Origin of the sequence: Pedobacter borealis DSM 19626 (assembly GCF_000708285.2) — a bacterium.
Lineage (GTDB): Bacteria > Bacteroidota > Bacteroidia > Sphingobacteriales > Sphingobacteriaceae > Pedobacter > Pedobacter borealis.
Genome location: NZ_JAUG01000037.1, coordinates 16,797 through 42,284 on the forward strand (window position 1 = coordinate 16,797; position 25,488 = coordinate 42,284).

A 25,488-nucleotide genomic window follows, 5' to 3' on the forward strand; every position below is an offset into this window, starting at 1 on the left:
GAGCATATGATATTCTTAAAGAAAATCTGTCTCGGTTTGTTGTTCTGCTGTGCAATATCCTTAAATGGATATGCACAGGACAGCACAAATACCGAAGAGCTGACTTTTACAGAGATTAAGCCGGAAGCGGTTGACAGCACAATTAAAGCAACTGATACTGTTGCTAAAATAGCTGCTCCTGCTGTTACTCAAAAAAACATTGCCCAACCAAAAGAAGAACAAAAAACCTTGTGGGGAATTTTTATTGCAGGTTTTGTTGGCGGTTTAGCAGCCTTGCTGATGCCCTGTATCTTCCCCATGCTGCCCCTTACAGTAAGTTTTTTTACTAAAGGATCAGAAAAAGGAAGGGCCTTTCGGCCTGCCGCACTCTATGGCTTTTTCATTATCCTTATTTATGTGGTGCTTGGGCTTTTGGTAACGGTAATTTTTGGTGCCGATGCCCTGAACAGCCTGTCTACTAATGGTATCTTTAACTTTTTCTTCTTCTTATTGCTGGTTGTTTTTGCAGCTTCGTTTTTAGGAGCATTCGAAATTACCCTGCCCTCTTCCTGGGTAAATAAAATGGATGCCAATTCAGACAAGGGCGGCATTGCGGGATTGTTTTTCATGGCCGGAACATTGGCCCTGGTATCTTTCTCCTGCACAGGCCCTATCATCGGTACACTACTCGTACAGGCAGCAACAACAGGGGCTTTACTAGGGCCCGCAATAGGCATGTTCGGTTTTTCCCTGGCCCTGGCCATTCCTTTCGCACTGTTTGCACTTTTTCCATCTGCAATGAACAAATTGCCGAAATCTGGCGGCTGGCTAAACAGTGTTAAGGTTGTGCTCGGTTTTCTGGAACTCGCTTTTGCGTTAAAATTCTTAAGCAATGTTGATCTGGCCTACCACTGGGAGTGGTTTGACAGGGAAATATTCTTAAGCCTGTGGATCGTTATTTTCGGAATGATGGGCATCTATCTTTTGGGTAAACTGAAGTTTTCGCATGATAGTCCGCTGGCTTTTATCTCCGTACCAAGGCTTTTTTTGGCAACAATAGTTCTTTCATTTACCATTTACTTAATCCCTGGCATGTGGGGCGCACCGTTACGCAGTGTATCGGCTTTTCTTCCACCACAGGAAACACAAGATTTTGACCTGTACACCACTGGGTTACTGGCAGGAAAACAAACTTCAACAAATGATGGGGCGCATAAATATGCAGATAAGTTCCATGCACCATTAAAGCTGAATGCCTATTTCGATTATAGCGAAGGTTTAGCTGCAGCCAAAAAACAGAACAAACCTGTACTGATTGATTTTACCGGCCATGCCTGCGTAAACTGTAGAAAAATGGAAGCTAATGTTTGGCCGGACAAGGATGTATACAAAATGATCAATGATGATTATGTACTGATCCAATTATATGTGGATGATAAATCGGAACTGGCACCAGCTGATATAGTAATTACACCAGAGGGAAGAAAACTCAATACCATTGGTAAAAAATGGAGTGATCTGCAGGCCAGGAAATTCCAGTCTAACTCACAGCCTTTTTATATACTGCTCGATCCCAAAACAGAAGCACTACTGACACAACCACAGGGTGCAGATTATGAAGTAACAAATTATAAAAAATTCTTAGAAAGCGGATTAAACGCTTTTCATAATAAATAAAAACATACTGGTCATTGTAGAAATGTGGCCAGCAGTTAGTGATAGTTAAGATGACGACATGGGCATTGCCGGATGGCATGCCCATTTTCACCGCCAGGTGTGTGTGATAAGAAACACACCTATTATGTTGGTAATAAATGGTCTTATTTATCATATATACTTTAGTCACATCAACGCTTTCAAAGAGGCCGGAAGCAATTATGTTAAATAGAAATTTCGTTCTACTTTTTGCTTAGTTTTTTGGCAATATATACTGATGGCAGTATATTAAATTCTTGCTTAAAATACTTGGTAAAGTATTTTGGGTTGTTGAAACCAACCTCATAGGCAATTTCGGAAACGGTTAACTGCGATTTTTCCAAAAGCTGTGTCGTTTTTCTGAGGCGGTAAAAACGGATATACTCTACCAGAGATTTTCCGGTTAAAAGCAGTACTTTTTTGTAAAGGCTTACACGGCTTATGTTCATGTCTTGGCTTAGCTGATCTACAGAGTAATCAGCATTGGATACGTTGGTTTCGATCAGCACAGAAAGCTGCCGCATAAATTTTTCATCAACAGATTCTATTTCATCGGCTTTGGGACTAATATCGACCTGTTTTTTATATTTTATCTTCGAAGATTCTAACTGTTTCAGCTGGTTTTTGATTTTGAAAAGCAGTATTTCAAAATTAAAAGGTTTCATTACATAATCATTAGCGCCGGTTTCCAGACCAGAAAGCTGCACCTCCTCACCAGTAAGTGCGGTCAGTAGTATTACTGGGGTATTTGCAGTGCGTACATCACCTTTAATTTTTTTTACACAGGTCGATACCGTTCATTTCGGGCATACTACTTTTGCCGAAATGCCCACTTATAGCACCTAAAAACACAAGCACCTGATTTATAATGCATTTTTAGAAAAACATCTTAAAAACGACAAAAATCTCAACTTTCCAGTTAAGGCTTTTGTAATGGAATGAATGGTGCATACAGAACTGCCAAACCCTCTATTTTTCAATATAGCATATAGGATAGGATAAAACAGAGCCTATTGCCCCTGTTTCACCAGAAACAAAGAACCGATAATACACTGATTTATAGACAATTTTAAAATACCAGAAAATTGGCAAATGGGTTCAGATAATTTGGTTCATCGACTTTTTTGCATATTGGAACGAGCTGCCAATAATGAACGTATGGACCAATTGAATGCGATTGTAAAAGCATTGACTAGATCTCGAGAGTTTTTATTAATTTCGTTTTTATGAAAACCAGATGGTGGGCAGGCATTAAATAAAGATATTTTTATTTAATTTTTATACCTAAAGAATTATTTTTAATTTGATTTTTTACATTCTTGAAAAATAGTCTAGAATAAAATTAGATAATGTCATTGCTTAACATAAGAAAACTCTACAAAAAAATACACCTTTATTTTGGGAATAACAACTTCTTTTTAATAACTGGTTATGTACAAAAATAACGTCCTCACTGCATTAAGTTTAGCATTTCTTTTGCTTTCTAGTTATGCAATATATGTGTATATTTCGGAGAAACTGACCATGTAATTCCGTGGCAAACTGACCACCTAATTTGCTGGCGAAGGATTGACGCAAATGCTATAGAAGCGTTGACAAAAGTAGTGATTTAAATTGTTTTTTATTTGAAGTTATTTTCTGGTGCTGGAGCCCTTTTCTTTCGCATTGACTCTCCCTTGAGTTCAATACGATGGGCATCATGGACAATCCTATCCAATATGGCGTCTGCAATTGTTTTTTCACCGATTACCTCATGCCATTTGCTGATCGGTAACTGTGAGGTGATGATCAATGAAGTCTTTGAGTGCCTGTCTTCTATGATCTCCATCAGTGCCGCCCTGCTCTGGGCATCAAAGGGCTGTATCCCGAAATCATCCAGTATCAACAGTTGCTGTTTCTCGATCTTAGCAATCTCCTTGATATAAGATCCATCGGCCTTTGCCATTTTTAACCTAGCGAAAAGCTTTGGTGTACTGGCGTAAAGTACCCTGTAGCCCAACATACAGGCCTGATAGCCGATTGCAGAAGCCAGATAGCTTTTTCCAATTCCGGTACTTCCGGTAATAAGCAGGTTTTCATACCGGTCAAGAAAAGTACAGTCGGCCAGTCGCATGACCTGATTTCTGTCAATACTCCGTTCTGCATGGTAATGGATCTCCTCTATGGAAGCCTTATAACGGAATCTGGCGTACAGGATCTGCCGTTCGATGCGCCTGTTCTGGCGGTAGTCCCATTCGGAATCAATAAGGTGCGCCAATAGTTCATCCGAGGTATATTGGTCGGTCTGCCCGGTTTCAGTGCTGCTTTTAAAGGCATGGAACATCCATAGAACTTCAGTTTTCGTAATTTGTCAAGTGTGCTCGTGTTCATTTTCTATCTGTTTTAAGGGTTATTGGTAATAGTCTCCGCCACGGATATTGTCGTGGGTGGGCATGGGTAGTTCATCGGCAAAGAGGCTTTCCTCGTACTGTTCCATATTCTTCTCCAATATCATCTGTATGGTTTTGTAGGAGTAGATACCAAAGCCCAGTGCCCTTCTGCAGGCATTGATCAAACGTTCGTTGCCTGCTTTTTTAGCAAAGCCAAGGATTCCGATACATGATTTGTAGGCCTGTTCGGGATGTTGTTTGCATTCCAGTACCTTCAATATATAGAGCCTTACGTCGTCATGGATACCGGTGGCCCATTCCAGGAAGCGATCTGCCGTCCATTCGGTAACGAACCTGTGGGTGGTGGCCATATGCTCCCTGTCGGTGGTGTAGTTGTATGGGCTTTTCATTCGCTTGTGCATGGCAATACGCTCATAATGATAGAAAACCTCAACATTTGAAACACAATACAGCAACTTGACCTTTTTGCCTATAAAGCGGAAGGGGACGCTGTAATAGTGTTTATCCACGCCAAGGTTTACATGCCCATTTTTCATAACGGTGGCATAATGTTGCTTCTTGAAGGCATAGCGCAGTACCGGAAGGGGGCTGAGTACCTCTCTTTCAACTTCTTCAAACTGTAGCCTCCTGCTATAATTCCTCCCTTTCAGCAGCATTGTATTGTGGGCTTCTAATTGCACTAGTATAGCCGAATTGAGTTCTGCCAGTGAATGGAATACCTGTTTGCTCAATGGGGCGTAGATACGGGTGTAGGCAATCTTTACCGCTCCCTCCACCAATGCCTTGTCCCTTGGGCGGTATGCCCTGGCCGGAAGCACTGTTGTTCCATAGTGATCCGCAAAATCGGCAAAGGTATCGTTAAGGGTAGGTTCATAGCGGCTGCTCTTGGTAACGGCCGCCTTAAGGTTATCGGGAACAATAGCGGCCGGAACACCTCCAAAAAAATGCAGGGTATTCTCGCAGGCCGATATAAAGTCCTCCTTTTGCTGGCTCGCCACCGCCTCAACATAGGTAAGCTGGCTTGCAGCCAGAATGGCAACGAATACTTCCACCGCGATCACCTCGCCTGTATCTTTATCCACGATGGCAAGTTTCTGGCCAGCAAAATCAATGAAAAGCTTATCACCGGCCTTATGGTCAAGGTGCATCACGGGGTTCACCCTGTTCTTCCACTGGTTGTAGTAGAAACAGAACTGGGTGTACTGGAATCCATTGGGAAACTCTTTCACATAGGCTTCCCAGAGCATCATGCGGGTAACCCCTGTGCGTTTCAGTTCCCGGTCCATACTGGGAAAACAGCGTTGCAGGATCAATAAGCGGTCTTGGGGAGCACGTTCGCGGCTCTTACCGAAGAAATCATCCAGTTCCTTGTCGTTAAGTGCATCGATCTGATCGAAGCAGCAACCGCTGGAAGAAAATGCGGTTAAATAGTTCTTTACCGTATTACGGGAAACGCCGGTATGGGTGGCAATGGAAAGTTTGCTCCGCCCTTGGCTGTACATTCTGAGTATCTGTCTTATCTTGCTCATGCTTATAGTGGAATTGGCCATTTAGATGGGTTATATATCCATCAAAAGTAGGGTTGCTCCAATAGCATTTGCGACCGTTCCAAACTGGTCAGTTTAGTCCGAAATCAGGTGGTCAGTTTCCAGCGGAATAGGTGGTCAGTTTAAACCGAAATGGGGTGGTCAGTTTCAGCGAAATCTCCACCCTAGCCCCAGAAAGTCGCCAGCTCCTGCTTGGACAATGCAAAGTGCGCATGAGCGCCGATAAACGCCCTGACCTCCGCCAGCGCTGGATGATCCGCCATTTCCGGATAAATTCCCTCCAGCCCTGACATCATCCGCATAAAATCCTCCTTCTTCCCATCCATCTCCCCGATCAGGTCAAAACACTTGCTCACCTCATCCATTACATCATCCGCCATTCCTACACTTTGCACACTAACCACGCTTTCGGCATTTCCTGAACGGTCAAAAACCAGTTCCGACATCGGCACTTCCTGCACCCCAGCTTCCAGCCTCACCTTTCCCATCACATCAGCCACACTTCTGCTAGAAAAAGAAATCCTTCCGCTACCATCGGGCTCCCCCCTCGCCCGGCACCAAACCTTTACGAAATAAAAAAGAAGCCCGATCACACAGATGCCCATCAGGCAGGCAGCAACAAAAAATATAGGCTGCCAATTAGAAAGAAAAAGTAACATTAAAGAAAATTTAATCCGTCAAGCGGTATTGCTTAACTGGATCAAAGTTTCACAGAACGCGAAACTTTATGGCCGAGCTTGGAAATATTGAAGTAAAATGACCACTATTCGATCACCAGAGTACATAAGAAAACACTCAATCTTGGAAAAGGAGGATGGCCGAAAAGAGTTTAATCAAAAGAATTCCTCGAAGCTCTGCTTCGGGGTCTAGTTTTTAGAATTAAGCCTAAAGCTTATATTTGATACATGAGCGAGCATATTCATAAGCGACATAATAAGAATCTTTTGTTGCATCATTTGGTTTGTCCGATAAAATATCGGCGTAGTGTTATGAATGAAGAAGTTGAGCAAAGCTTAGTAAGCGTTTGTAAAGGTATTTCAATGCGCTTTGAGATTTGGTTTGTTGAAATTGGCGTAGACGAGAATCACGTTCATTTTTTGATACAAAGTGTTCGTATGCTTTCAGCGAAGAATATTGCTCAAACTATAAAAAGTATTACTGCAAAAGAACTTTTACGTCTTCATCCGGAAGTAAAGAGCAAATTGTGGGGCGGTCAGTTTTGGAGTATTGGTTATTATATAAATACAGTTGGCCAGTATGCAAATGAGCAGGTCATTCAAAAGTATATAACAGAACAAGGAGTTGAAAAAAACAATTATAAAAAGTTCCAAAGGAATCAATTGAATTTGTTCGATTAGTTTGGCTAGCTTTATGCGATACCTCGAAGCTCTGCTTCGGGGTCATTCATTAACTTAATGACACAATCTGATGCAATAGTCTTTTCCACCTACGGTTAATGATGATTTTGATTCAAAAGTAAATCAACTCTGATCAACAGTATATACAAATGCGGCACAAAACCACTACGTTTATGATCTTTTATACAATTTTTAAGACTTTTGCTTTTAAGAAAGCTCTCTTTAAAACTATAGTGTGTTTGAAATTCGCTTGCTAAGTTTAACGCAACTTGCTTATGCAAGCTAAACTTTGCTTATCGCTTCTAATGTTATATTCTATTATCTATATTTGTTTCATATTGATTAATACGAGTTAGTTCAGCTAACCAATTAAGCTACAGAATACCCATATTTAATTCAAAAAATATAAACTACATTTAGTAGCAAATTATTTTATTTAACATGATGATACGTTTAATTTAGAAATGAAAATTGGTATATTAATTACAGCGTATAAAGACTTCAACCATCTTGCAAGATTAATTAATAATCTCTCATGTCCAGATTTTCGTTTTTATATACATATAGATAAAAAATCAAATTATGAGATATCCAAAATTCAAGCAAAAATAAATAATTCTGAACGTTGTATTTTCGTGGAGGACAGAATAAATATAAATTGGGGAGGATTTAATTTAATTTATGCAGTACTGAATTTGATTAGAGAGGCAATCATTGACCATAGTGAGTATTTACTATTAATTAGTGGGCAAGATTTCCCGTTAAAAAACAATTCAGAAATTCTAAGCTTTTTTAAAAACAACCAGGGCAATGAATATTTGGAGTTTTTCGAGATGCCGGATAGCACAAAATGGGCACTTGAAGGGGGGATGGACAGATATAAATATTATTGGCTTGTTGACGACATTGGTTTGCAAAGTAGTATCAAGTTTGTTGAAAGACAGAGGTTGGATAGAATCTCTAGGCAATTCCCAGCTAACTTAAAGCCATTTGGAGGATCGCTTTGGTTTAGCCTATCATTTGAATGCGCATTTTACGTCTATGATTATTTACTCAAAAATCCTGAATTGGTAAATTTTTTCTATCATACTTTACTCCCAGACGAAATGCTAATTCCAACCATTGTTTTGAATTCTCATTTCAAAAATAAAGTAATAAATAACAACTTGAGATATATTGATTGGAAGACAGGACCTGAAACACCGCGAACATTAACAATAAATGATCTAAACACCTTAATTTCTAGTGCTAGTCACTTTGCCAGAAAGTTTGATTCGAGTCGAGATAACTTAGTAATTGAGGAACTTGAAAAACATTTAAGAAGTCGTTAGACTTACCTCAGCCCATCAAATACCATATGTACATCAAACATAAACCAATTGATGATCAGTCTACTATACAAGTTTTTTTTTAAAAAAAAATATTTCATTCTATTGTATTAGTCAAATAAAAAATTACTTTTGATAAATAAATCTATATAATTATGAAAAGAAAAAAATTATCGATTGACAAATTGGAAATTGGTCTCTTATCAAGAGATCAAGAAATGAACATTAGAGGAGGCGAAGCTGAAGCTAGTTTAGTGATTGTAAATGGAACTTGTGTGGGAAAGACTGAACCACCTGCAGAAACTATTTTAACTGGCTGCACAATTACTACACCACCCGACACAACACAAACTGTTATGACCTGCCCAGCAACTTCTCCTCCAGGACCAATAAAAGTTACCGATCTTTGTTAATTTTATTACGCAGCGCTTAACTGCTGCGTAATAATCAAAAATTCTCCTATCATGAAAAGAAAAAAATTATCAATTGACAAATTAGAAATTGGTTTTTTATCTAAAGACCAAGAAATGAGTATTAGGGGAGGTGGTGCCGATGACAGTGTGGTTATTGTAAATACAAGTTGCGTGGGAAAGACTGAACCACCCGAAGCTACCTCTCTGACAGGCTGCCCAAATCCATTTACTACTCCATCAGCAGAAGAGACAACATTAGTTGGTTGTCCAGGGCCAACTACAACTCCACCTATAACTTCAACATGCTAAATAGAAATTGCCTTGAAGTATAGTTATAGCGAGCAATTTGTTCGCTCGCTTTTTATAAAGATATTCCTGCTCAAAGTAATTCAAAAATAGGAATAGATATCTTGATTTTCCCAATTAAAGGTAATTTGCGAACTATTAAACAATGTCCACAACGTGCAGATGAAAATATGGATAGTTTATTATACTTAATAGTGAAATCAGCTCATTTTATAGAACCTAGAACAAAATTCTTTATTTAAAATATTTGAAAAATCACCAATACAAGATACATCCAAAATTTATCTTTCGTATACCAAGGCTTGACTTTGGGTCTTATTTAGATTGCAGGAGGCTTTTAGGATTAGAAGGCTTTAAAGAATCTATATTGCTTTCATCACCAGAATTCTATAAAATTTTAGACGAGCATGAATTTGATTATTCTCGATTATCAAAAAAACTGCAGCTATCTGTCCAAAAATACGGATACAGGATATCAGCACGTTGCTCTCCTTTTGGATCCTTTTCAGCTACTGGGGTGGGAGAATTCTCAATTGCAACTAACTTTTATAACAAGGCTAGCGAACTAAAACTTGTGTTATCATTGGATTGTCAAATCTATACTGACGCCGTTGAAAAGCTTAAAGAAGCTGTAGGCAGAAGTGCGACTTATTATACTAATAGTTCTCTTTTCAAAAGTGGAAAAAAGTATAGATATATTAAACGAAGCTACCAAAGCGGCATAAATGAAAGCATGCTTTGTGAGGTATTACGTACAGATTATTTAGATCAAGTTATATCAGCAGCACGTTTAGGTGCAAGTCGAGAAGCTATAGCAACGTTATTATTGAACGGAGATTATATTGACAGAATTGACGAGGGGATAGATTTTGTTGATGAATTAATATCCGATCAAATAATAGTTTCCGAACTAGAGCCTCAAATAACCATAAATAATGACGGAAAATTCATTGAAAATTGGCTAGATTCTCATAAAACTACTGAACCTTATTTTTCAAAAATTTCGAGTGTTTTTTATAAGATTGATAACATAAACAATGTTAACATTCACAATTCCCTTGAAGAAATAGATCGTTTATGCGCTGACAATAAGAATTTATTAATTGACAACAATAAAAATCTTTTAAAAGCAAATCTGTATTCCATTAGCCAACATTCAACTATTAGCTATGAATATTCTGGATTAATAGAGGAATGTCTTGACCTTCTTAATATCTTGACACAACCAATTGATAATTATTATTTAAATTTATTTAAATCACGCTTTCATTCTCAATATGAATACGAAGAAATTCCATTATTAGAGGCATTAGATCCTGATATTGGAATTGGCTTTGGTCAACAAACACCGCATTTCATTCTAAGCAGTAAAATTTTACGATCAATCCTGCCCACAGTTGGACATAAAGCGGCTGGTACCGCCACAAATACCAATGTTCATCAGTTAATACTAAATAAATATCATAAATTTCTAAATTCAGGAAATAAACATATTAACATTGAAAAGGATGATTTAAAAAAATTTAAAGCTGATTGGTCAAATGCGCCAACAACATTATTAGGTTGTATTGAAATATTTAATATCGATGAAAAATCAGACTCTCTAATGTATTTTAAAATGGCTGGAGGCAATTCCAGCACCAATATGATGGGAAGATTTTATGGAGAGAGTGAAAAAATCAGATGTTTAGTTGACGAACTAATAAAAATTGAAGAACAAGACCTTCATGAAACTTCTGTTTTCGCAGAAATTGCTTATCAAGGAGATAATACACATGTTGGAAATATTTTAAAAAGATCGTCGTTCCGAAAATTTGAAATCCCCGTTTTAACAGGAACTTCTAAAAAAGGAGATTTCAAAATTGATTTGAATGATCTATATGTTTCTTTAGACCTAAACAACCAGATTGTTTTAAAGTCTAAAAAATTAGATAAGATTATTATTCCACGTAACACAACCGCACACAATTATAGTAACTCAAATAATGCAATATATTACTTCCTATCAAGCATCTATAATCAAAGTAATAGAAAGCCTATTATGAAATTGAATTGGGGTAGTTTAGAGCCCTTAAATGGTTTTTTTCCTCGAGTTACTTATAAAAATAAAGTAATACTATCTTTGGGCAAATGGAAAATATATAAGCACGAGTTAAGCTTTGGAGATGACTTTCAACACCTATTTGATGTATTAAGAAAAGAAAAAGGAATTCCGGACAGGGTCTTTATAGGTGAGGATAGTGGAATTTTGTTAGATTTTAATTTGAATGCTTCCTTCATTCTATTAAAGGCTGAGTTCAAAAGTTCTTATGTCGTCCTGGAAGAATGTCTTTTTGACGAAAAAAATCCATTAGTTAAAACAGCTACCGGATTCCACGCAAATGAAATTATAGTAAGTTTTTTAAAACAATAAAAATGTCTACTCAAAGAAGGTTTCCTCCTGGAAGTGAATGGATATATTTCAAGGTATATGCATCTTATCATATACAAAATGAGATTCTAGGCAATCAGATCTATCTCTTTGTTAAGCACTTATACGAAAAGGATCTTATCACAAAGTTTATTTTTGTAAGATACAATGACAACGATGGGCCCCATTTAAGATTAAGATTTCTTTTGACAAATACTCAAAATTATCAAAAAATTGTTTTTATCGTTCATGACTCATTTTGTGATTTTATTAATGAGCGAATAATTAAACTTACACAAGATACCTACCTAAGAGAAATTGAACGATATCATGAAAATGACATTGAACGTTTAGAGACAATCTTTAGTGCGAATAGTTGGGAAATTTTGAAAGCTACAAGTAGCATGAAAAAATTTAATGATGATATTTGGCTTAATGTGGCTAAACTAACAGACAGGTTATTGGATACATTACAATATTCACTGAATAACAAGATAGAAATTTGTCAATTAGCTCTGGATGGACTACATAAAAAATTGTCTACAACGAGTATAACAAAGAAAAAATTACAGACTTTTTTTAAAGATAATAAAGAGGAATATAATTTGTCGTTGTATCCTGTATTAAATACTAAAAACTTACTTTTTGAGGGCTTTCATTCTAATGGTATAGAAATGTTAACTTCCACTATTTTGCATAGAATTGAAGAGTCGGAGAGAACAATAATGATTCTCAATATTATACATATGAATTTTAATAGACTATTTCCTTGTTATCAAAATATTTACGAACTTGTTATATATGATTTTTTACTTTGCTCTTACAGGCAACAAAAAAACAATCCCAAACTATGCCAGACAATTTAAAACTTAGGTCTGAAGTTGCCCAGGAAATAGTGACTAGAAAACCTGATTTTACTGAACGTTGGGCAATATTAGTTTTTTTGTTCTTAATTTTATTAATTTTTTCGCTTACCTGGTACATTAAGTATCCCATTACTGTTCAAGCTGCCGCAGTCTTATCTAGTACAAATTCCCCAAAGGAAATATTAACAAATGTTGACGGTAAAATAAAAAAGTTGATCCATACAACTGGAGATTTCGTAGTCGAAGGAGATCCTATTGCTTGGATAAAAACTACTTCGGATCATGAACAAGTATTAAAATTAGATAGGTTATTAGATAGCGGCATACTTTTTCTGGAAAGGAAAAAAGAGCTTGACTTTGTTAAACTTTTTAGGTTTAGATTTAAGGAACTTGGCGATTTGCAGGAAAAATATGAACAATTTTTATTAGCATTAAACTTATATAGAGAATCAACATCATCAGGATTTTTTCCAGCCAAAAGAAATTTATTGATGAAAGATCTTGATAATTTAAAAAGAATAGGAGTCAAGATAGATCAACAGCTTCAAATTGCTAAAGATGATGAGCAAATAGCCCTGACCTCTTTTATTAGAATGCAGGGGTTATTTGACAAGAAAGTGGTTTCTAAACTTGATCTAGAAAATGAAAAAATCTCCTATTTTAAAAAACAAGCCGTCATTCCTCAACTTCAGCAATCCAAATATCAAAATTCAAATACTCAGAGTGATAAATTACAGGAAATTAATCAGATGAATTTTGATATTACCGCTAGGATAAACAATATTTCAGAGATTGTATACAATCTAAGAAGCGAGATTATGGCATGGAAAGAAAAGTACATCATTTCTTCTTCTATTAGTGGTCATGTGGAATTTATTGTGCCTGTTCAGCAAAATCAAAATTTCGACACCCACTCTTTATTGGGATATGTATATCCAAGTAAGTCTAAAATCGTCTTTAATACATATTTGCCGCAAAGCCAATTTGGAAAGATTAAAGAAGGTCAAGAAGTGCAACTCCGTTTAGACGCCTATCCATTTGAAGAAAATGGCATTATTAAAGGACATATTGAACGTATTTCCAAGATTGCTACAGATAAAGGTTTTTTAGCTATAATTTCGTTGCAGAATGGATTAAAGACATCTTCAAATTTTGTTATCCCTTATAGAACTGGTTTGACTGCACAGGCGTTGATTATAACTAAAGATATGCGACTGTTGGAGAGATTATATTATAATTTTTTAAAAAAGAACAATATTAATTAAGCTATGATTAAGGTAAATATCATAGGTGGCTTAGGAAACCAAATGTTTCAATACGCCTATGGAAAAGCTTTGGCAATAAAATATAAAACAGATTTATTTTTAGATATATCAATATATGAAACGGGGCTTTCAAACCGTTCCTTTGACCTTGGGATTTTCAATCTTGAAAATGTTGTGATTGGAAGCAGCAATTACTTAGAGTTGAAAGATTGGAAATATGTTGTAGAATTAAATGATCTAAACTTTTCTTTTAATAATGATCCACTAGCCTCAATATCTAATCTAGATAACCTTATCTCAGCAGGGAATACAATAATCATTCTTAATGGTTATTGGCAATCAGAAAAATATTTTTTATCTATTGCAGATATTGTTCGCAAAACCTTTAGAATTCGAGAATCTTTAGATGGGAAATGGGAGAAACTTTATAGAAGGATAAAGCAGACAACATCAATAATGATTAATGTGAGAAGAGGGGATTATTTAAATCTTTTAGACTACCATGGTGTTGTTAGTCTTGAATATTTAAATGAGGCCATGCAATTTATGTCTAGCAATGTACATTCTCCAATATTTTTTGTATTTTCTGACGATATACCTTGGTGTAGGAGAAACCTTGCCCATACAACTAATCTCTTTTTTGTAGATGAAAGTTATTATACACAAACATTTGATAAGTATTTAACTCTTATGACCTGTTGCAAACATTTTATAATTTCCAACAGCTCTTATGCCTGGTGGGCTGCGTGGTTATCAGATGGGAATGAGAAGATCGTGATTGCCCCAAAAAGATGGTTTGCCAATGATAAGCTAAATACTATAGATTTGATCCCTGAGGACTGGATTCAAATTTAATCTCCAAGTTCTAATTGATTTTTAACTAATTCATAATATTCTTTCTTTTGAGAAATCAGCCCTGCGTGGGTTCCTTGCTCGACGATTTCCCCGTTCTTCATCACTACAATATTATCTGCATTTTTAACTGTGCTAAGTCTGTGGGCAATAACAATCACAGTTTTGTCCTTAAATATTTTATATAAATTTTCTATAATTTCTTTTTCATTATTTGCGTCCAAGGCATTTGTTGCTTCGTCAAAAAATAAGAATTTAGGATCTTTATAAAGTGCTCTTGCAATCAACAGTCTTTGTTTTTGTCCTTGGCTCATGCCAATTCCATCAGACCCTATCTTTGTCCTCCAGCTATTTGGTAAATTATCAATGTATGAATCAATATTTGCACTTACTGTAGAGCGGTGTAATCTTTTCTCGTCTAATAACTCATCCCCAATGATGATATTATTGAGTATAGTATCATTAAATATAAAGCCTTCTTGCATTACAGCTCCGAATTGACTTCTCCAGAATGAAGGACTAATTAAATTAAACCGCTTTCCACCTATAACTATTTCTCCTTCGTAAGCAGTGAAAATCTTCATTAAAATTTTTAGGAGGGTTGTCTTCCCACTCCCACTCATTCCAACTATTGCTGTAACTTTATTCTCTGGAACAACAAGATTTATATTTTTTAAGACATTAACCGACTGTCCAGGATAAGTAAAGTTCAAGTTCTTTATTTCAATATCCATCTTCTCATTTAGCTTCGATTCAAATATTGATTCGACAGGCTCTTCATCCGCAGTGTTATGAATTTCGTTTAATCTTTCCAAACTAATTTTCGCATCTTGAAACCCCTGAATTAGACCAACTGCATGACTTATTGGGCCTCCTAACTGACCAATGATATATTGAACAGCTATCATCGTACCAAAAGTTAATTGTCCATCAACTACTAGCTTAGCAACTACAAATGTTATTATTAAATCCTTGGATTGATTTATTAATAGCGCACCGGCAGATTGCCATTGTCCATAATTTAAGCTCTTAAAATTTAATTTGAAAACCTGGGCCTGTATGTTTTCCCATTCCCATCTTTTAACTTGTTCTGCATTATTTAGTCTCATTTCCTGCATGCCTTGAACCATTTGTATCGTGGAATTATTTTCTTGGGCAGACAAATAAAATTGCTGATAATTCATTTTTCGTCTAATGGGTAAAAATGCTCGTATCCAGCAAAAATACAAAAGATTGCCACATGCGAATATGAGAAATAGTTTTGGGCTATAACTAATTAATATAAAAGAGTACACCAACAAGTTTACAATAGAAAAAATGGTATTCATCGCAACCCCAGTAATAAATGCTTGAATGGTTCTATTATCGCCTAATCTTTGGAATATATCACCTACACGGTGCGTCTCAAAATATGAAATTGGCAACCTAGTTAACTTAATCCAAAAATCTGAAAGTATTGAGATATTAATTATATTAGAAATTCTAATTTGAATTCTACTACTTATGAAACTTACAATTGTATTAGTTGCGGTAAGAGTAAGTTGGGCAATTAAAATTATGACTATAAAATTTAAGTTCTTAGCATAAATTCCATTATCGACCATGCTTTGGGCTAGAAAAGGAAAAATGAGTTGAATTAAGAATGAAATTAATAATCCCCAAAAGATTCTAAAAATTTGAGACTTATTTTGCTTAAAATATTGAATAAATATAAACCAATCTAGCCTATTTTGCTGCTCTCCCGTTGTTTCATAAAATAATGGTGAAGGCTCTAATAACAGAGCAGTTCCAATAGGTTTGCCATCTTCATCAACATTGGAAATCCATTTTTTCTCAAAATCCTGCCTAGAGAGAGTTATAAGCCCTTTTGCAGGATCGGCAATCTTTATTTTTGATTTTGTTATATCGTAAATGACAACAAAATGGTTCTGATTCCAATGTAGTATTGCAGGGAGAGGAACTTCCATGAGCAAATCAAAAGGGATCTGACATCCTCTTGTTCTAAAACCAATTTTTTCTGCTGTACGAGATATTCCAAGCATCGAAACACCATCTTTTGCTGTATTTATCAAAAATCTTAAGGTTTCAGTACTGTAATATTTGCCATAAAATTTTGACACCATGCGTAGACAGGTGGGGCCACAATCAGAATTATTAAGTTGTTGGTAATGTATAAATGCCAAGATTTCTAAAAAATTAATTTTTACAAATTAAAAATAAAAAAACATGGATTAACTCTTTGTTCTAAAAAAAAAAAAACATATTTACAAAATCAACCTTGATTAATATGATTTTATTATCTGCTCAACCTGCCGAAACCTACTTCATGTGGCAATTGGAAATACAGATTGAAAATTTTTTATCTCTTGGATTCGCTCCAGAAGAAATTCACATACTACTAGCTAAAGACCCAAAAACAGGCGTGCCCTCAAGAGTGAAAGATTTTATCTCCAACAACCATTCAAAAGCATCAATTTTTACGTACCCAGATACTAGGATTAAGAAAAATTATGTGTCTTCCATCCGTCCGAACATTATAAAACAACATTTTAAGAAACACCCAAAATTACGCAATCACAATATTTTTTATCATGACAGTGATATTGTCTTTACAGATAAACTACCTGATTTTAAAACTCTTTGTTCTGATGATTATTGGTATTTTTCTGATACTAGATCGTATATTTCTTCAGAGTATCTAATTGCCAGAGGTGGAGTCATTGCATTTGAAGAAATGTGTAAGTTAATGGAAATTTCTCCAGCCTTAGTGAAAGCTAATGATACAAATGCTGGCGGGGCACAGTATCTATTAAAAAATGTAGATTATGAATTTTGGGATCAAGTAGAAGCAGATTCTGAGAAACTTTATGTATTCCTAGAAGCCAACAAATCACGTTATGCTAATATGTATTATAGCAACAATAGGGAGGAAACTGAGTACATACCCATATCTAGCTGGTGTGCAGACATGTGGGCAGTTTTTTGGAATGGACTTAAACGAACCCAAATAAAAATTCATTCGGAGTTAAATTTTTGTTGGCCACATTATGATGTTTCTTATTGGGAAAAAACAAATATTTTTCATAATTCGGGCGTCGGCATCGAAAATTCAGAGACGCTTTTTTACAAATCGCGATACCATAACCAAGAACCATATTATACGTACTTAGGCAACTTAGACAAATCTAAATGTAGCATAAAATATGCAGATTTAATATCAAAATTTAGGATTAACAAAATTTACAACGCCCTAGATACCACCCTTATAATTCCTATAAGAATAGATTCAGAAGATAGATTGAGGAATCTAGAAACAATAATTAAGTATGTCAATAAGTATTTTAAAATTAAGATCATAGTCTTAGAGGCAGATGTTACAAGAAAAGTACCTCCTAATATTTTAGCGCAAAATGTGCGCTATATTTTTATTCAAGATTCCGATAATTTATTCCATCGTCAGGTCTACAATAACTATATGGCTAAAATAGCAGACACCCCAATTATCGTAAAATATGATTGTGATGTGGTGCTGCCCCCAACTCAACTATACAACTCAATAATTTCAATCAGACATGGAAAAAATAAAATCTCATACCCTTATGATGGTCGGTTTATAAATATTGGAGGGGCTATTGCAAACTTTTTTCACTCAAATCAAGATATATTATCTTTTTCTGAATATGTAAATATTAGCTACGGATCGATTGTACCATCTTTTGGAGGATGTTGTGTCCTGGATAGGGTTACTTACCTGCAATCTGGAATGGATAATAAAAACTTTAATGGCTGGGGTTTTGAAGATCAAGAACTATGTAAGCGATTTAAGATCCTAGGATTTGAAATTAGTAGAGAGAAAGGCCCCTTATATCATCTAGATCACAGAAGAGGCACACATTCGTATTTTTATAGTACCGAAGAGATGTTAAATAGCTACCAAGAATATGTCAAGGTATGTAATATGCTGCCTTCTGAAATTATTCACTATATAAATACCTGGTAAGTAAATGGAAGAAATTAAAAACCTTTTAGCTCCTGTAGTATCAAAAATAAAAGATACCATAATCTTAAATTTAAATGGATGCAACAATAATGGACTATTTTGGGGAAAAACTGGGGCCACGATTTTCTTGTTCGAATTTGAAAATGCATTTCTGAACGACAAAATATTCGATATTGCTAATGAAAATATTAAGTATGTTATAAGTCATTTTGACAAAAAAAACGTCTCGTACGTTAGTGGCTCATCTGGCATCGTTTCGGCATTGAACTTTCTTAATTCTAGTGATTTCATTGCTGCGAGCTTTTCTCAAGAGATTTATAATAAGGTGGATGCAATGATTTTCAAACAAAATACAATCGTAGATCTTTCAATAAATTTATGCGGCATCACTTCATATGTCCTTGAGCGTTATAAATATTTTAAATCAGACACATCCCTAGCGCAACTTTTAAGAATTGAGCGAATAATCTGCCATGTTGATGCAGTAGACACTTTTTTAAATTCTTCAGCTCTGCCTTTTTCTGTAATTAGAGATATTTTTGAACTAAACGCTAAAATTGATGTCCTCCTTCTTGAAGTACAAAACATTTCAAATTCTGCATTTTTATTGAATAGAATAGGTAAAACTACTATTTATCCAACGGGAACTATCCGCTGTCAATCTTTGATTATATCACGCATTAGAAAATTATTAGATATTTTTAATGAATCGATAGTCAAAAGCAGTTACTTCAATGCTGAACATTCGAGCGCATTCATATTCATTATTACCGAATTATATAATGCTTTAATTCTTGTATCAGGAATTAATGAATCGGACCTTCTTAATTTATCCTCTAGTATTGTTCTTCTAGAAAATGAAGGTTTTAATAAAAATGACGACAACCATTGGATACTAAATTATAAATTAATAACAATTCAAAATTTAAATAACATTTTAGCCAAATGCTACAACAATAGTCTACACAATGTTTTATTAAGACATATTCAGTCCTTTGTCGCCAAAGAAATGAATTCCCTATATAACCATGAAATTCCTTCTAATTTAGGTGAAAAAATAAGTATTGGTATAATGGGTTACGCGGGAATCGGATTAACTCTTTTACAATGTATGTCATCAGAACCTAATTGGAACAGCCTTACGTTAAAACACTAGTTATGCTCACTACCAAATTGTTTGTCATCTCAGATTATTCATTGAAAGATTCATACCTGATTGATTTTTTTAAACTACCAGATTCAGATATCTTCACTGTGCAGATTTTAATTATAGATACACCTCATAAGTATTTAACTAAATCTGATGGAAGCTTATATATACCTAAACCTATAAATTCTGCAACCACATATTTGGATTCTTCACCCAAAAACTATGCTAATAGTTTATTAGATTTATTAGAGGTTGATAGTTATATTTCTCCTGATGAAAATAATATATTCCTATTCAATAAAGCGAATTCTTTTTTATCAGAGGCCATCTTTAAGAGAAAATTAGGAAAGATTGTTTTATACCTTGAAAACGAGCAGGACTATTCTAAATCTGTTAAATTAAGGTATTATAACCATATTATTTCTTCCAACCGAACAATCGTTAAAAATTTACTATCCACCTGTAACACTAAAATAACCTTTTGGAGAAAATACATAAAAAAACCTGATCTAGAAGCGCTTAGCACCTTCTTAAAGCAAAATTTATTTACTGAATTAGGGTTAGATGAAGGACAGAATAATGTTTGGTTAGTTAATGGGAATGGCATGTCAAAGGACAATCTGAATCTAATTCTAAAAATTAAGGATTCATTATCTCAATATGAAAATTTAAAAATTATAATTTTTGGAAATTGTGATGTAATTCGGCTATTAAAATACATTCCACTAACTTCTTTACGTTATATTATATTTTACGGGGATATAAACAATGAACTTATATTAAAATTATTATCTATCTCTAAAGTTCTATTTTTATTTAACGAAGAAGTCTTTAATGAAAATATATTTATTTATGCTTTGCTTGCAGGATGCAAGCTCTTTGTTAAAACCGTTCCAGAGAATATCATTGAGGAAATTAGACCGTATAAAATAAATGATGTAGAAAAAATTAACAATCCTAAAGAAATAGCTAAACAGATCGAACTGCCCACTACAAATATTAAGCATTTGGATTTATTAAACCAAAGTACCGTTTTCGAACAAAATTACTATGAAACAAAACTGCAAGAACTTTTATTTATCATTTCTAATGTTAATTAATACCGTTAGAAATCAGAGATTAATCATTTTTCTATTATTATCATCAATATCATTTAGTGTACTAGCTCAAGCACCAAGTATCAGCCGAAAGGAAACAAACATTAAAGCTTTCGCTTCACTATATGGCTATGTTAGATTTTTTCATCCATCTGATTTTTCTAAAAACGCAGATTGGATCAGATTAGCTGCATATGGTGCAGGAAGTGTATTGGAGGCTAAAGATGATGATGAATTGCTTATCAGACTTAAAGAGATATTTTCTGATTTTCTTCCCTATATATCTATAACAAAAGAAACTTCAAATAAATCAGCTTTATTATCAAAATTAACGCCGAGCAACATCAGTAACTATCGAATAACTAGATATAAAAACTTTGGTCTCGGATTACCATATGGCTCAAAAGTTTATAAAAGCCTTAGATCTAAGATAGATTCTGCTGAAAATGATTTCGATTCTTATCCTTTAGTGAAAGGATTAGATATACAACAATTTAAAAACTCAAAATTCATTTTAAGTTTCGAAGCAGAAGGAGACTCTACTCTCTGTGATATAAATTCACTGGAAATTGGTATGACTAGTAATAAAAAAATAGTGACCAAACATAAATCAGAAACTTTTCAAGGGAAAAAACAGAAAATTACATTTGAAGGCCAGTTTGACGAAAGTAGTAATATATTGGCTTTGGATCTACGTATTTATACAAGAAGTTTATTTAAAATAGACAACATAAAATTGACAATCTTTAAAGGTTCGAAACCACAAATAATTGACTTAAAAACGGCTCTACAAGTTAATAATAGCCCAGATTTAAACTTTCATCTTAATCTAGTTGAAACAAATAAAAATAATATTAATTCAAAAAGTGATAATGAAATAAGTTTTATTGCCACAAATCTTACAGAAAATATAAAATGTTTAGTTCCAAAAGCTCTATATAGTACTTCAACATATACTTATCCAAAACAAGACACTTTTCTTATTAATAACTTTAATGCCAAAATTAAAACTACACTTAGGAAAGATCCTAATTACGATTTAAACATAAGACTAGGGTCATCAGTTATTATCTGGAATGTTTTAAAATATGCTTACCCATACTGGGATGATGCTAATATTTCGCAGGACAGCTTACTTCACTATCTATTCACTCGATCGTTAATTGATAGAAACGCAAAAGAATTCTATACATCATTACTAGTAATGTCTTCAAAGATAAATGATGGACACATGTTTATTAGTTATTCTGGATTGGACAGAGATATTGAAAAAGGATTACCTTTAGATTTAATAAAAATTGGAGACAAAATCCTCATTAAAAATGTATTAGATTCATCGTTGTCCAAATTGATAAAAAAAGGAAGTGTTATTGATTCAATTAATGGAAAGCCTGCATTAATAACCTATAACAAAAAATATAATTTGATATCCGGTTCCCCTCAATGGCGAAACTTCAAAACACTTTTAAATCTATTTAATGGAAAAATTACAGATAGTGTTACCTTAAGTTTAAGCGATAATTCTACTCCAAAGCTTAAACTCCCCCTGTTTTCAGACCCTGTGGAATATCGATCTTTTGCATCTCAATCATTCGTACCGAAAAATGGATTAATTTCAAAAGGCATCTATTATTTTAACCTATCTGCCCCAGTACTTAAAGAAATAGAGTCAAATATGCAGAATTTATTATCTGCTAAGGCTATAATTTTTGATATGAGGGGCTATCCGGTTGAAGATGTCAGGGATGTACTTCGCCACTTAATAAAATGTAGTGAAAACAATAAGTGGATGAAAACACCGATTATCGATGACCCTTTCGAAAAAAATTATAACTTTAAGACTTCTGGTTGGAATCTATCTCCAAAAACCCCTTATTTAGCTTCCAAAATAATATTTCTTTCCGATGCCTGTGCCCAGAGTTATGCAGAAAGTATACTCGGTTATGTGAAAGGAATGAAATTGGGTACAATAATAGGTCAACGATCGAGCGGAACGAATGGAGATATTCAAACCATTCAACTGCAACAAGATACTAGGGTTTTTTATACCGGCACCAAGGTTCTAAACCTTGATGGAAGTAAGCATCACGTTTCTGGAATTATTCCCGACATTGTAGTATCTCCAACTATATCTGCAATAAGAGAAGGGAGAGACGAAGTATTTGAAAAAGCTTTATTACTAGCACAATAATGGATAAAGAATTAGATCAAATTATTCATTATTATCTGACCGATTACGATAATAATGAGGCTTTGAATAACATGGGATTATATAGCGGTCGTTCCGGTGTTCTTTTGTTTCAGGCTTTAAGCTATGTTGTTGATGCAAATCCTAAAACTGAAATTGCTATCGCCAATAATCTCAGAAATATTCAATTACTTTTAAAAAAAAAATCAACAGTTAGTTCAAGTTTTGCAAATGGAGTTGCGGGCGTATCCTGGTTAATAACATATTTAAATGAAATAGACTTAATTGAAGCGCCTCAAAACATACTTGATGAGGCTGATAGATATTTAGAAGATAGTTTAAAAAGTTTGTTGGAAAATGATGATTTAGACCTACTGCATGGCGCTATAGGTATTTCTTTATACTTCTTAAAAAGGAATAATACCCAAATAATATCGAATGTAATTGATAAACTCTGGACATGTTGCCATAAAAAAAATAATTTGATTTATTGGGAAAGGTACGACAAGTATCGAGAAGCCGACTATGTCGTTGATTTAGGATTGGCCCATGGCATTTCCGGCATTTTATATTTTCTGAACAAATGCATTGTCCATAATATTAAACCTGACAGGTGCAAATTGATGTTAGAGAATGGGTTAAATTTCCTATTTTCAAAAGAGCAATCTCTCGAAAAGAATAACTGCTTTTTTGCAAACTATTATTTAGTTAAGGATTTGAATAAAGAAATAACTAGCACACAGTTTTCGAGATTAGCTTGGTGTTATGGCGATCTTGGAATTCTAACCACTTTATATCCATTAATGAATACTTATGATGAGAAAAAAAAAATAGAGCTAATGCTCTTAGATACGGCCAAACGAGTAACGGATGATTTAACCTTAATTGAAGATTTGGGTTTGTGTCATGGAAGTTCGGGTGTTTCATTATTATTTTATGAGCTATACTTGCTAAGTAATAACGCAAAATTTTTAGACATCTCAGATTTTTGGTTAAAAAAGTCAATAAGCTATTTTAACCTCGAAAATAGAGCTCAAAAACATGGTTTTTTAGAAGGAAATTTAGGTTTAGGCATACTACTTCTAAACAGAAAACATAAGAAATTAAATTCTATATATTTTTCTAAATGGAAAGAAATTCTTTTTTTAAAGTAAATTTTACCTGACTTCAAAAGAAATTTAAGGCCATTCAGAAACGACAAGTAAATTCAGGGACGAGTCACGGATAGCTTTCTGGAATAATCTTTCAATTTCTGCTTAAAATAATCGTCCCTGGGAGCATATCTACAATTAGGGATGGAACTACTGTCGCTTGGCTATTTCGAAGGGATTATGGCGTTTTTAAAAGCGTTCCTATGCGTGCGAATGGATTTTGATCTTTAGGAAGGTCTGAATTGAAGATAAATCCAGCAGTAGGATGGATTAAACCGAAAAGTTCTGAGGAAAATAAGATATTTGTAGATAGCGGGATCCTAAGGGTTTATATTTAAAAGCCAATTTAGGAATCATTGATACAACAAAACGTATCAAATGCAATTGGCAAGCTACCAAAGTACGCACGTATGGAAGCTTCGCACTTTTATAATAATGTTCTTCAGGAATTACAACGTTCATTCCAAATACCCGAATTAAATATGCCGCTGAATAACGTACCGAGTAGCTTAGCATTCCCGATTGAACTAATAGAATATAGGGATCAAAAATTTACAGTAAAGGAAATTAACGCAAGTCTTTTTGATAGGTACATAGATGCCGGTCTACATAGCTCTCTAATAGCTTACGTGGAATCTTATAACCATCTGCACGCTCGTTTGGGCAATAGGATAACCGAAATAACAAATCAGCTTATGGTTGGCTCTAAGGGTTTGCAGTTCGATAGCAGGATGGATGCTAGTAAAATTGGCGACTTATCTAGATTTCTATAGGATGGAAAACAATTTAGATAAAGAAATAGACTACGCCAAGGTAATAAAGTCTATTAAGGCAACCGTTCTAGTTCACGAAAAGCCAGCCGAGCCAAAGCAAGTTAAAGTAATATCAGCTGATCTTGCTGCTAAAATTGTTCAATAATTAACCAGCTCCTTACTTAAATGTGAGGAGCTTTAAAAAACCCAAGATGTTAGAGCCTATAAATTTTAGGAAATCGGTTATAAATGCTTTAGAAGCTAAAAACCTGGCTAAATTAAAAGAGTTATATTCATTAAGGAATAAGAAGCAAATCTTCTTAATCGAAAATATCGACCAATTAAAGAATTTAACAGCCGACAGCGATACAGGCTTTATATTTGATACCGCAGTTAAAAGCTACCTAGAGGGCAAGTTTATCAGTGCGGTATTGTTTGGCACTCCCATCGATTACGAGGGCATATATACACCAACAATGACGGGCGATGAAATATTGCTAATCGAGTAGGAAGATAGGGATTATTTCCCTATCTGTCCTCTCACACCACCGTACGTGCCGTTCGGCATACGGCGGTTTGTTGAAATAGTATCTCTTAACAACCGGTAGTATTCTCCTGTTGTCAGGCATTGTGCCCACTGGTTGCACGGCTCGGCTCAGCTCCTCTTATAATTTACTCTCGGATTCCGTCCTACCCTCATATAAGTAGTTCTCTAACGTGGTTCTGCTGTAAACGCTCTAC

Annotated in this window: 21 protein-coding genes; 16 read left to right on the forward strand and 5 right to left on the reverse strand. The window is 34.7% G+C overall.

The genetic code is table 11. The features are described 5' to 3' along the window. The first annotated feature begins 6 nt into the window (after positions 1–6). Positions 7–1,656, forward strand: a complete 1,650-nt coding sequence (locus tag AW17_RS11940; RefSeq protein ID WP_029276654.1) for a protein-disulfide reductase DsbD family protein — start codon at positions 7–9, stop codon at positions 1,654–1,656. Between the two features lie 221 nt (positions 1,657–1,877). On the opposite strand, the gene AW17_RS11945 is transcribed toward AW17_RS11940, so the two are convergent. The 4 genes from AW17_RS11945 to AW17_RS11960 form a co-directional block, all read right to left on the reverse strand. Beyond that, on the reverse strand, positions 1,878–2,339 hold the full coding sequence (locus AW17_RS11945) for a helix-turn-helix domain-containing protein (RefSeq protein ID WP_157280274.1): 462 nt from the start codon (positions 2,337–2,339) through the stop codon (positions 1,878–1,880). 956 nt (positions 2,340–3,295) lie between these two features. Then, positions 3,296–3,997 carry an IS21-like element helper ATPase IstB gene (gene istB, locus AW17_RS11950; RefSeq protein WP_245235052.1) on the reverse strand — a complete coding sequence of 234 codons (702 nt, stop codon included), beginning with the start codon at positions 3,995–3,997 and terminating at the stop codon, positions 3,296–3,298. 66 nt (positions 3,998–4,063) lie between these two features. Continuing rightward, positions 4,064–5,593, reverse strand: a complete 1,530-nt coding sequence (gene istA, locus AW17_RS11955) for an IS21 family transposase (RefSeq protein WP_245235053.1) — start codon at positions 5,591–5,593, stop codon at positions 4,064–4,066. Between the two features lie 182 nt (positions 5,594–5,775). Continuing rightward, positions 5,776–6,270 carry a hypothetical protein gene (locus AW17_RS11960; RefSeq protein WP_157280275.1) on the reverse strand — a complete coding sequence of 165 codons (495 nt, stop codon included), beginning with the start codon at positions 6,268–6,270 and terminating at the stop codon, positions 5,776–5,778. A gap of 246 nt (positions 6,271–6,516) precedes the next feature. Here AW17_RS11960 and tnpA point away from each other — a divergent pair, with 246 nt between their 5' ends. From tnpA to AW17_RS12000, 8 genes are all read left to right on the forward strand, one after another. Further along, positions 6,517–6,969 carry an IS200/IS605 family transposase gene (gene tnpA / locus AW17_RS11965; RefSeq protein ID WP_029276661.1) on the forward strand — a complete coding sequence of 151 codons (453 nt, stop codon included), beginning with the start codon at positions 6,517–6,519 and terminating at the stop codon, positions 6,967–6,969. 464 nt (positions 6,970–7,433) lie between these two features. Further along, positions 7,434–8,300: a beta-1,6-N-acetylglucosaminyltransferase gene (locus AW17_RS11970; RefSeq protein ID WP_029276663.1), complete on the forward strand. Its 867-nt coding sequence runs from the start codon at positions 7,434–7,436 to the stop codon at positions 8,298–8,300. Between the two features lie 152 nt (positions 8,301–8,452). Next, positions 8,453–8,710, forward strand: a complete 258-nt coding sequence (locus AW17_RS11975) for a hypothetical protein (protein WP_029276665.1) — start codon at positions 8,453–8,455, stop codon at positions 8,708–8,710. 51 nt (positions 8,711–8,761) lie between these two features. Beyond that, on the forward strand, positions 8,762–9,019 hold the full coding sequence (locus tag AW17_RS11980; RefSeq protein ID WP_029276667.1) for a hypothetical protein: 258 nt from the start codon (positions 8,762–8,764) through the stop codon (positions 9,017–9,019). 244 nt (positions 9,020–9,263) lie between these two features. Beyond that, entirely contained in the window at positions 9,264–11,429 is a 2,166-nt protein-coding gene (locus AW17_RS11985) for a lantibiotic dehydratase family protein (protein WP_029276669.1), read from the forward strand. A gap of 2 nt (positions 11,430–11,431) precedes the next feature. Beyond that, positions 11,432–12,292, forward strand: a complete 861-nt coding sequence (locus AW17_RS11990) for a thiopeptide-type bacteriocin biosynthesis protein (RefSeq protein WP_029276671.1) — start codon at positions 11,432–11,434, stop codon at positions 12,290–12,292. Continuing rightward, complete coding sequence (locus AW17_RS11995; RefSeq protein WP_029276674.1) at positions 12,277–13,557, forward strand: HlyD family secretion protein; 1,281 nt, start codon at positions 12,277–12,279, stop codon at positions 13,555–13,557. The genes AW17_RS11990 and AW17_RS11995 overlap by 16 nt, the downstream gene beginning before the upstream one ends. Before the next feature lie 3 nt (positions 13,558–13,560). Further along, positions 13,561–14,412 carry an alpha-1,2-fucosyltransferase gene (locus AW17_RS12000; protein WP_029276675.1) on the forward strand — a complete coding sequence of 284 codons (852 nt, stop codon included), beginning with the start codon at positions 13,561–13,563 and terminating at the stop codon, positions 14,410–14,412. Here AW17_RS12000 and AW17_RS12005 read toward each other — a convergent pair. Next, complete coding sequence (locus tag AW17_RS12005; RefSeq protein ID WP_029276677.1) at positions 14,409–16,592, reverse strand: peptidase domain-containing ABC transporter; 2,184 nt, start codon at positions 16,590–16,592, stop codon at positions 14,409–14,411. The two genes, AW17_RS12000 and AW17_RS12005, sit on opposite strands and share 4 nt — an antisense overlap. Before the next feature lie 104 nt (positions 16,593–16,696). Here AW17_RS12005 and AW17_RS12010 point away from each other — a divergent pair, with 104 nt between their 5' ends. The 7 genes from AW17_RS12010 (at position 16,697) to AW17_RS12040 (ending at position 25,256) form a co-directional block, all read left to right on the forward strand. Then, positions 16,697–18,409, forward strand: a complete 1,713-nt coding sequence (locus AW17_RS12010) for a galactosyltransferase-related protein (protein ID WP_029276678.1) — start codon at positions 16,697–16,699, stop codon at positions 18,407–18,409. A 4-nt stretch (positions 18,410–18,413) separates the two neighbouring features. Beyond that, positions 18,414–19,565, forward strand: coding sequence for a hypothetical protein (locus AW17_RS12015; protein ID WP_029276680.1), 1,152 nt, complete (start codon positions 18,414–18,416; stop codon positions 19,563–19,565). A 2-nt stretch (positions 19,566–19,567) separates the two neighbouring features. Further along, positions 19,568–20,659 (forward strand): hypothetical protein, encoded by a 1,092-nt coding sequence (locus tag AW17_RS12020; RefSeq protein ID WP_055726095.1) that lies wholly within the window; start codon positions 19,568–19,570, stop codon positions 20,657–20,659. After that, positions 20,649–22,847, forward strand: coding sequence for a S41 family peptidase (locus AW17_RS12025; protein WP_167343671.1), 2,199 nt, complete (start codon positions 20,649–20,651; stop codon positions 22,845–22,847). Before AW17_RS12020 ends, AW17_RS12025 begins: the two co-directional genes overlap by 11 nt. Continuing rightward, positions 22,847–23,998: a lanthionine synthetase LanC family protein gene (locus AW17_RS12030; protein WP_029276685.1), complete on the forward strand. Its 1,152-nt coding sequence runs from the start codon at positions 22,847–22,849 to the stop codon at positions 23,996–23,998. Before AW17_RS12025 ends, AW17_RS12030 begins: the two co-directional genes overlap by 1 nt. Positions 23,999–24,769: 771 nt before the next feature. Beyond that, positions 24,770–24,913 (forward strand): hypothetical protein, encoded by a 144-nt coding sequence (locus AW17_RS24190; protein ID WP_157280276.1) that lies wholly within the window; start codon positions 24,770–24,772, stop codon positions 24,911–24,913. A gap of 46 nt (positions 24,914–24,959) precedes the next feature. Continuing rightward, positions 24,960–25,256, forward strand: coding sequence for a hypothetical protein (locus AW17_RS12040; RefSeq protein ID WP_029276688.1), 297 nt, complete (start codon positions 24,960–24,962; stop codon positions 25,254–25,256). The last annotated feature ends 232 nt before the right edge of the window (positions 25,257–25,488 follow it).

What these genes read in the sequence shown, in the direction of transcription:
- AW17_RS11990 (WP_029276671.1), top strand. Translation starts at nt 11,432, where the DNA reads ATGTCTACTCAAAGAAGGTTTCCTCCTGGAAGTGAATGGATATATTTC.
- AW17_RS11975 (WP_029276665.1), top strand. Translation starts at nt 8,453, where the DNA reads ATGAAAAGAAAAAAATTATCGATTGACAAATTGGAAATTGGTCTCTTA.
- AW17_RS12040 (WP_029276688.1), top strand. Translation starts at nt 24,960, where the DNA reads ATGTTAGAGCCTATAAATTTTAGGAAATCGGTTATAAATGCTTTAGAA.
- AW17_RS12025 (WP_167343671.1), top strand. Translation starts at nt 20,649, where the DNA reads ATGTTAATTAATACCGTTAGAAATCAGAGATTAATCATTTTTCTATTA.
- tnpA (WP_029276661.1), top strand. Translation starts at nt 6,517, where the DNA reads ATGAGCGAGCATATTCATAAGCGACATAATAAGAATCTTTTGTTGCAT.
- AW17_RS12020 (WP_055726095.1), top strand. Translation starts at nt 19,568, where the DNA reads ATGCTCACTACCAAATTGTTTGTCATCTCAGATTATTCATTGAAAGAT.
- AW17_RS11980 (WP_029276667.1), top strand. Translation starts at nt 8,762, where the DNA reads ATGAAAAGAAAAAAATTATCAATTGACAAATTAGAAATTGGTTTTTTA.
- AW17_RS12010 (WP_029276678.1), top strand. Translation starts at nt 16,697, where the DNA reads ATGATTTTATTATCTGCTCAACCTGCCGAAACCTACTTCATGTGGCAA.
- istB (WP_245235052.1), bottom strand. Translation starts at nt 3,997, where the DNA reads ATGTTCCATGCCTTTAAAAGCAGCACTGAAACCGGGCAGACCGACCAA.
- AW17_RS11960 (WP_157280275.1), bottom strand. Translation starts at nt 6,270, where the DNA reads ATGTTACTTTTTCTTTCTAATTGGCAGCCTATATTTTTTGTTGCTGCC.
- AW17_RS11970 (WP_029276663.1), top strand. Translation starts at nt 7,434, where the DNA reads ATGAAAATTGGTATATTAATTACAGCGTATAAAGACTTCAACCATCTT.
- AW17_RS11995 (WP_029276674.1), top strand. Translation starts at nt 12,277, where the DNA reads ATGCCAGACAATTTAAAACTTAGGTCTGAAGTTGCCCAGGAAATAGTG.
- AW17_RS24190 (WP_157280276.1), top strand. Translation starts at nt 24,770, where the DNA reads ATGGAAAACAATTTAGATAAAGAAATAGACTACGCCAAGGTAATAAAG.
- AW17_RS12000 (WP_029276675.1), top strand. Translation starts at nt 13,561, where the DNA reads ATGATTAAGGTAAATATCATAGGTGGCTTAGGAAACCAAATGTTTCAA.
- AW17_RS11945 (WP_157280274.1), bottom strand. Translation starts at nt 2,339, where the DNA reads ATGAAACCTTTTAATTTTGAAATACTGCTTTTCAAAATCAAAAACCAG.
- istA (WP_245235053.1), bottom strand. Translation starts at nt 5,593, where the DNA reads ATGAGCAAGATAAGACAGATACTCAGAATGTACAGCCAAGGGCGGAGC.
- AW17_RS12015 (WP_029276680.1), top strand. Translation starts at nt 18,414, where the DNA reads ATGGAAGAAATTAAAAACCTTTTAGCTCCTGTAGTATCAAAAATAAAA.
- AW17_RS11940 (WP_029276654.1), top strand. Translation starts at nt 7, where the DNA reads ATGATATTCTTAAAGAAAATCTGTCTCGGTTTGTTGTTCTGCTGTGCA.
- AW17_RS12030 (WP_029276685.1), top strand. Translation starts at nt 22,847, where the DNA reads ATGGATAAAGAATTAGATCAAATTATTCATTATTATCTGACCGATTAC.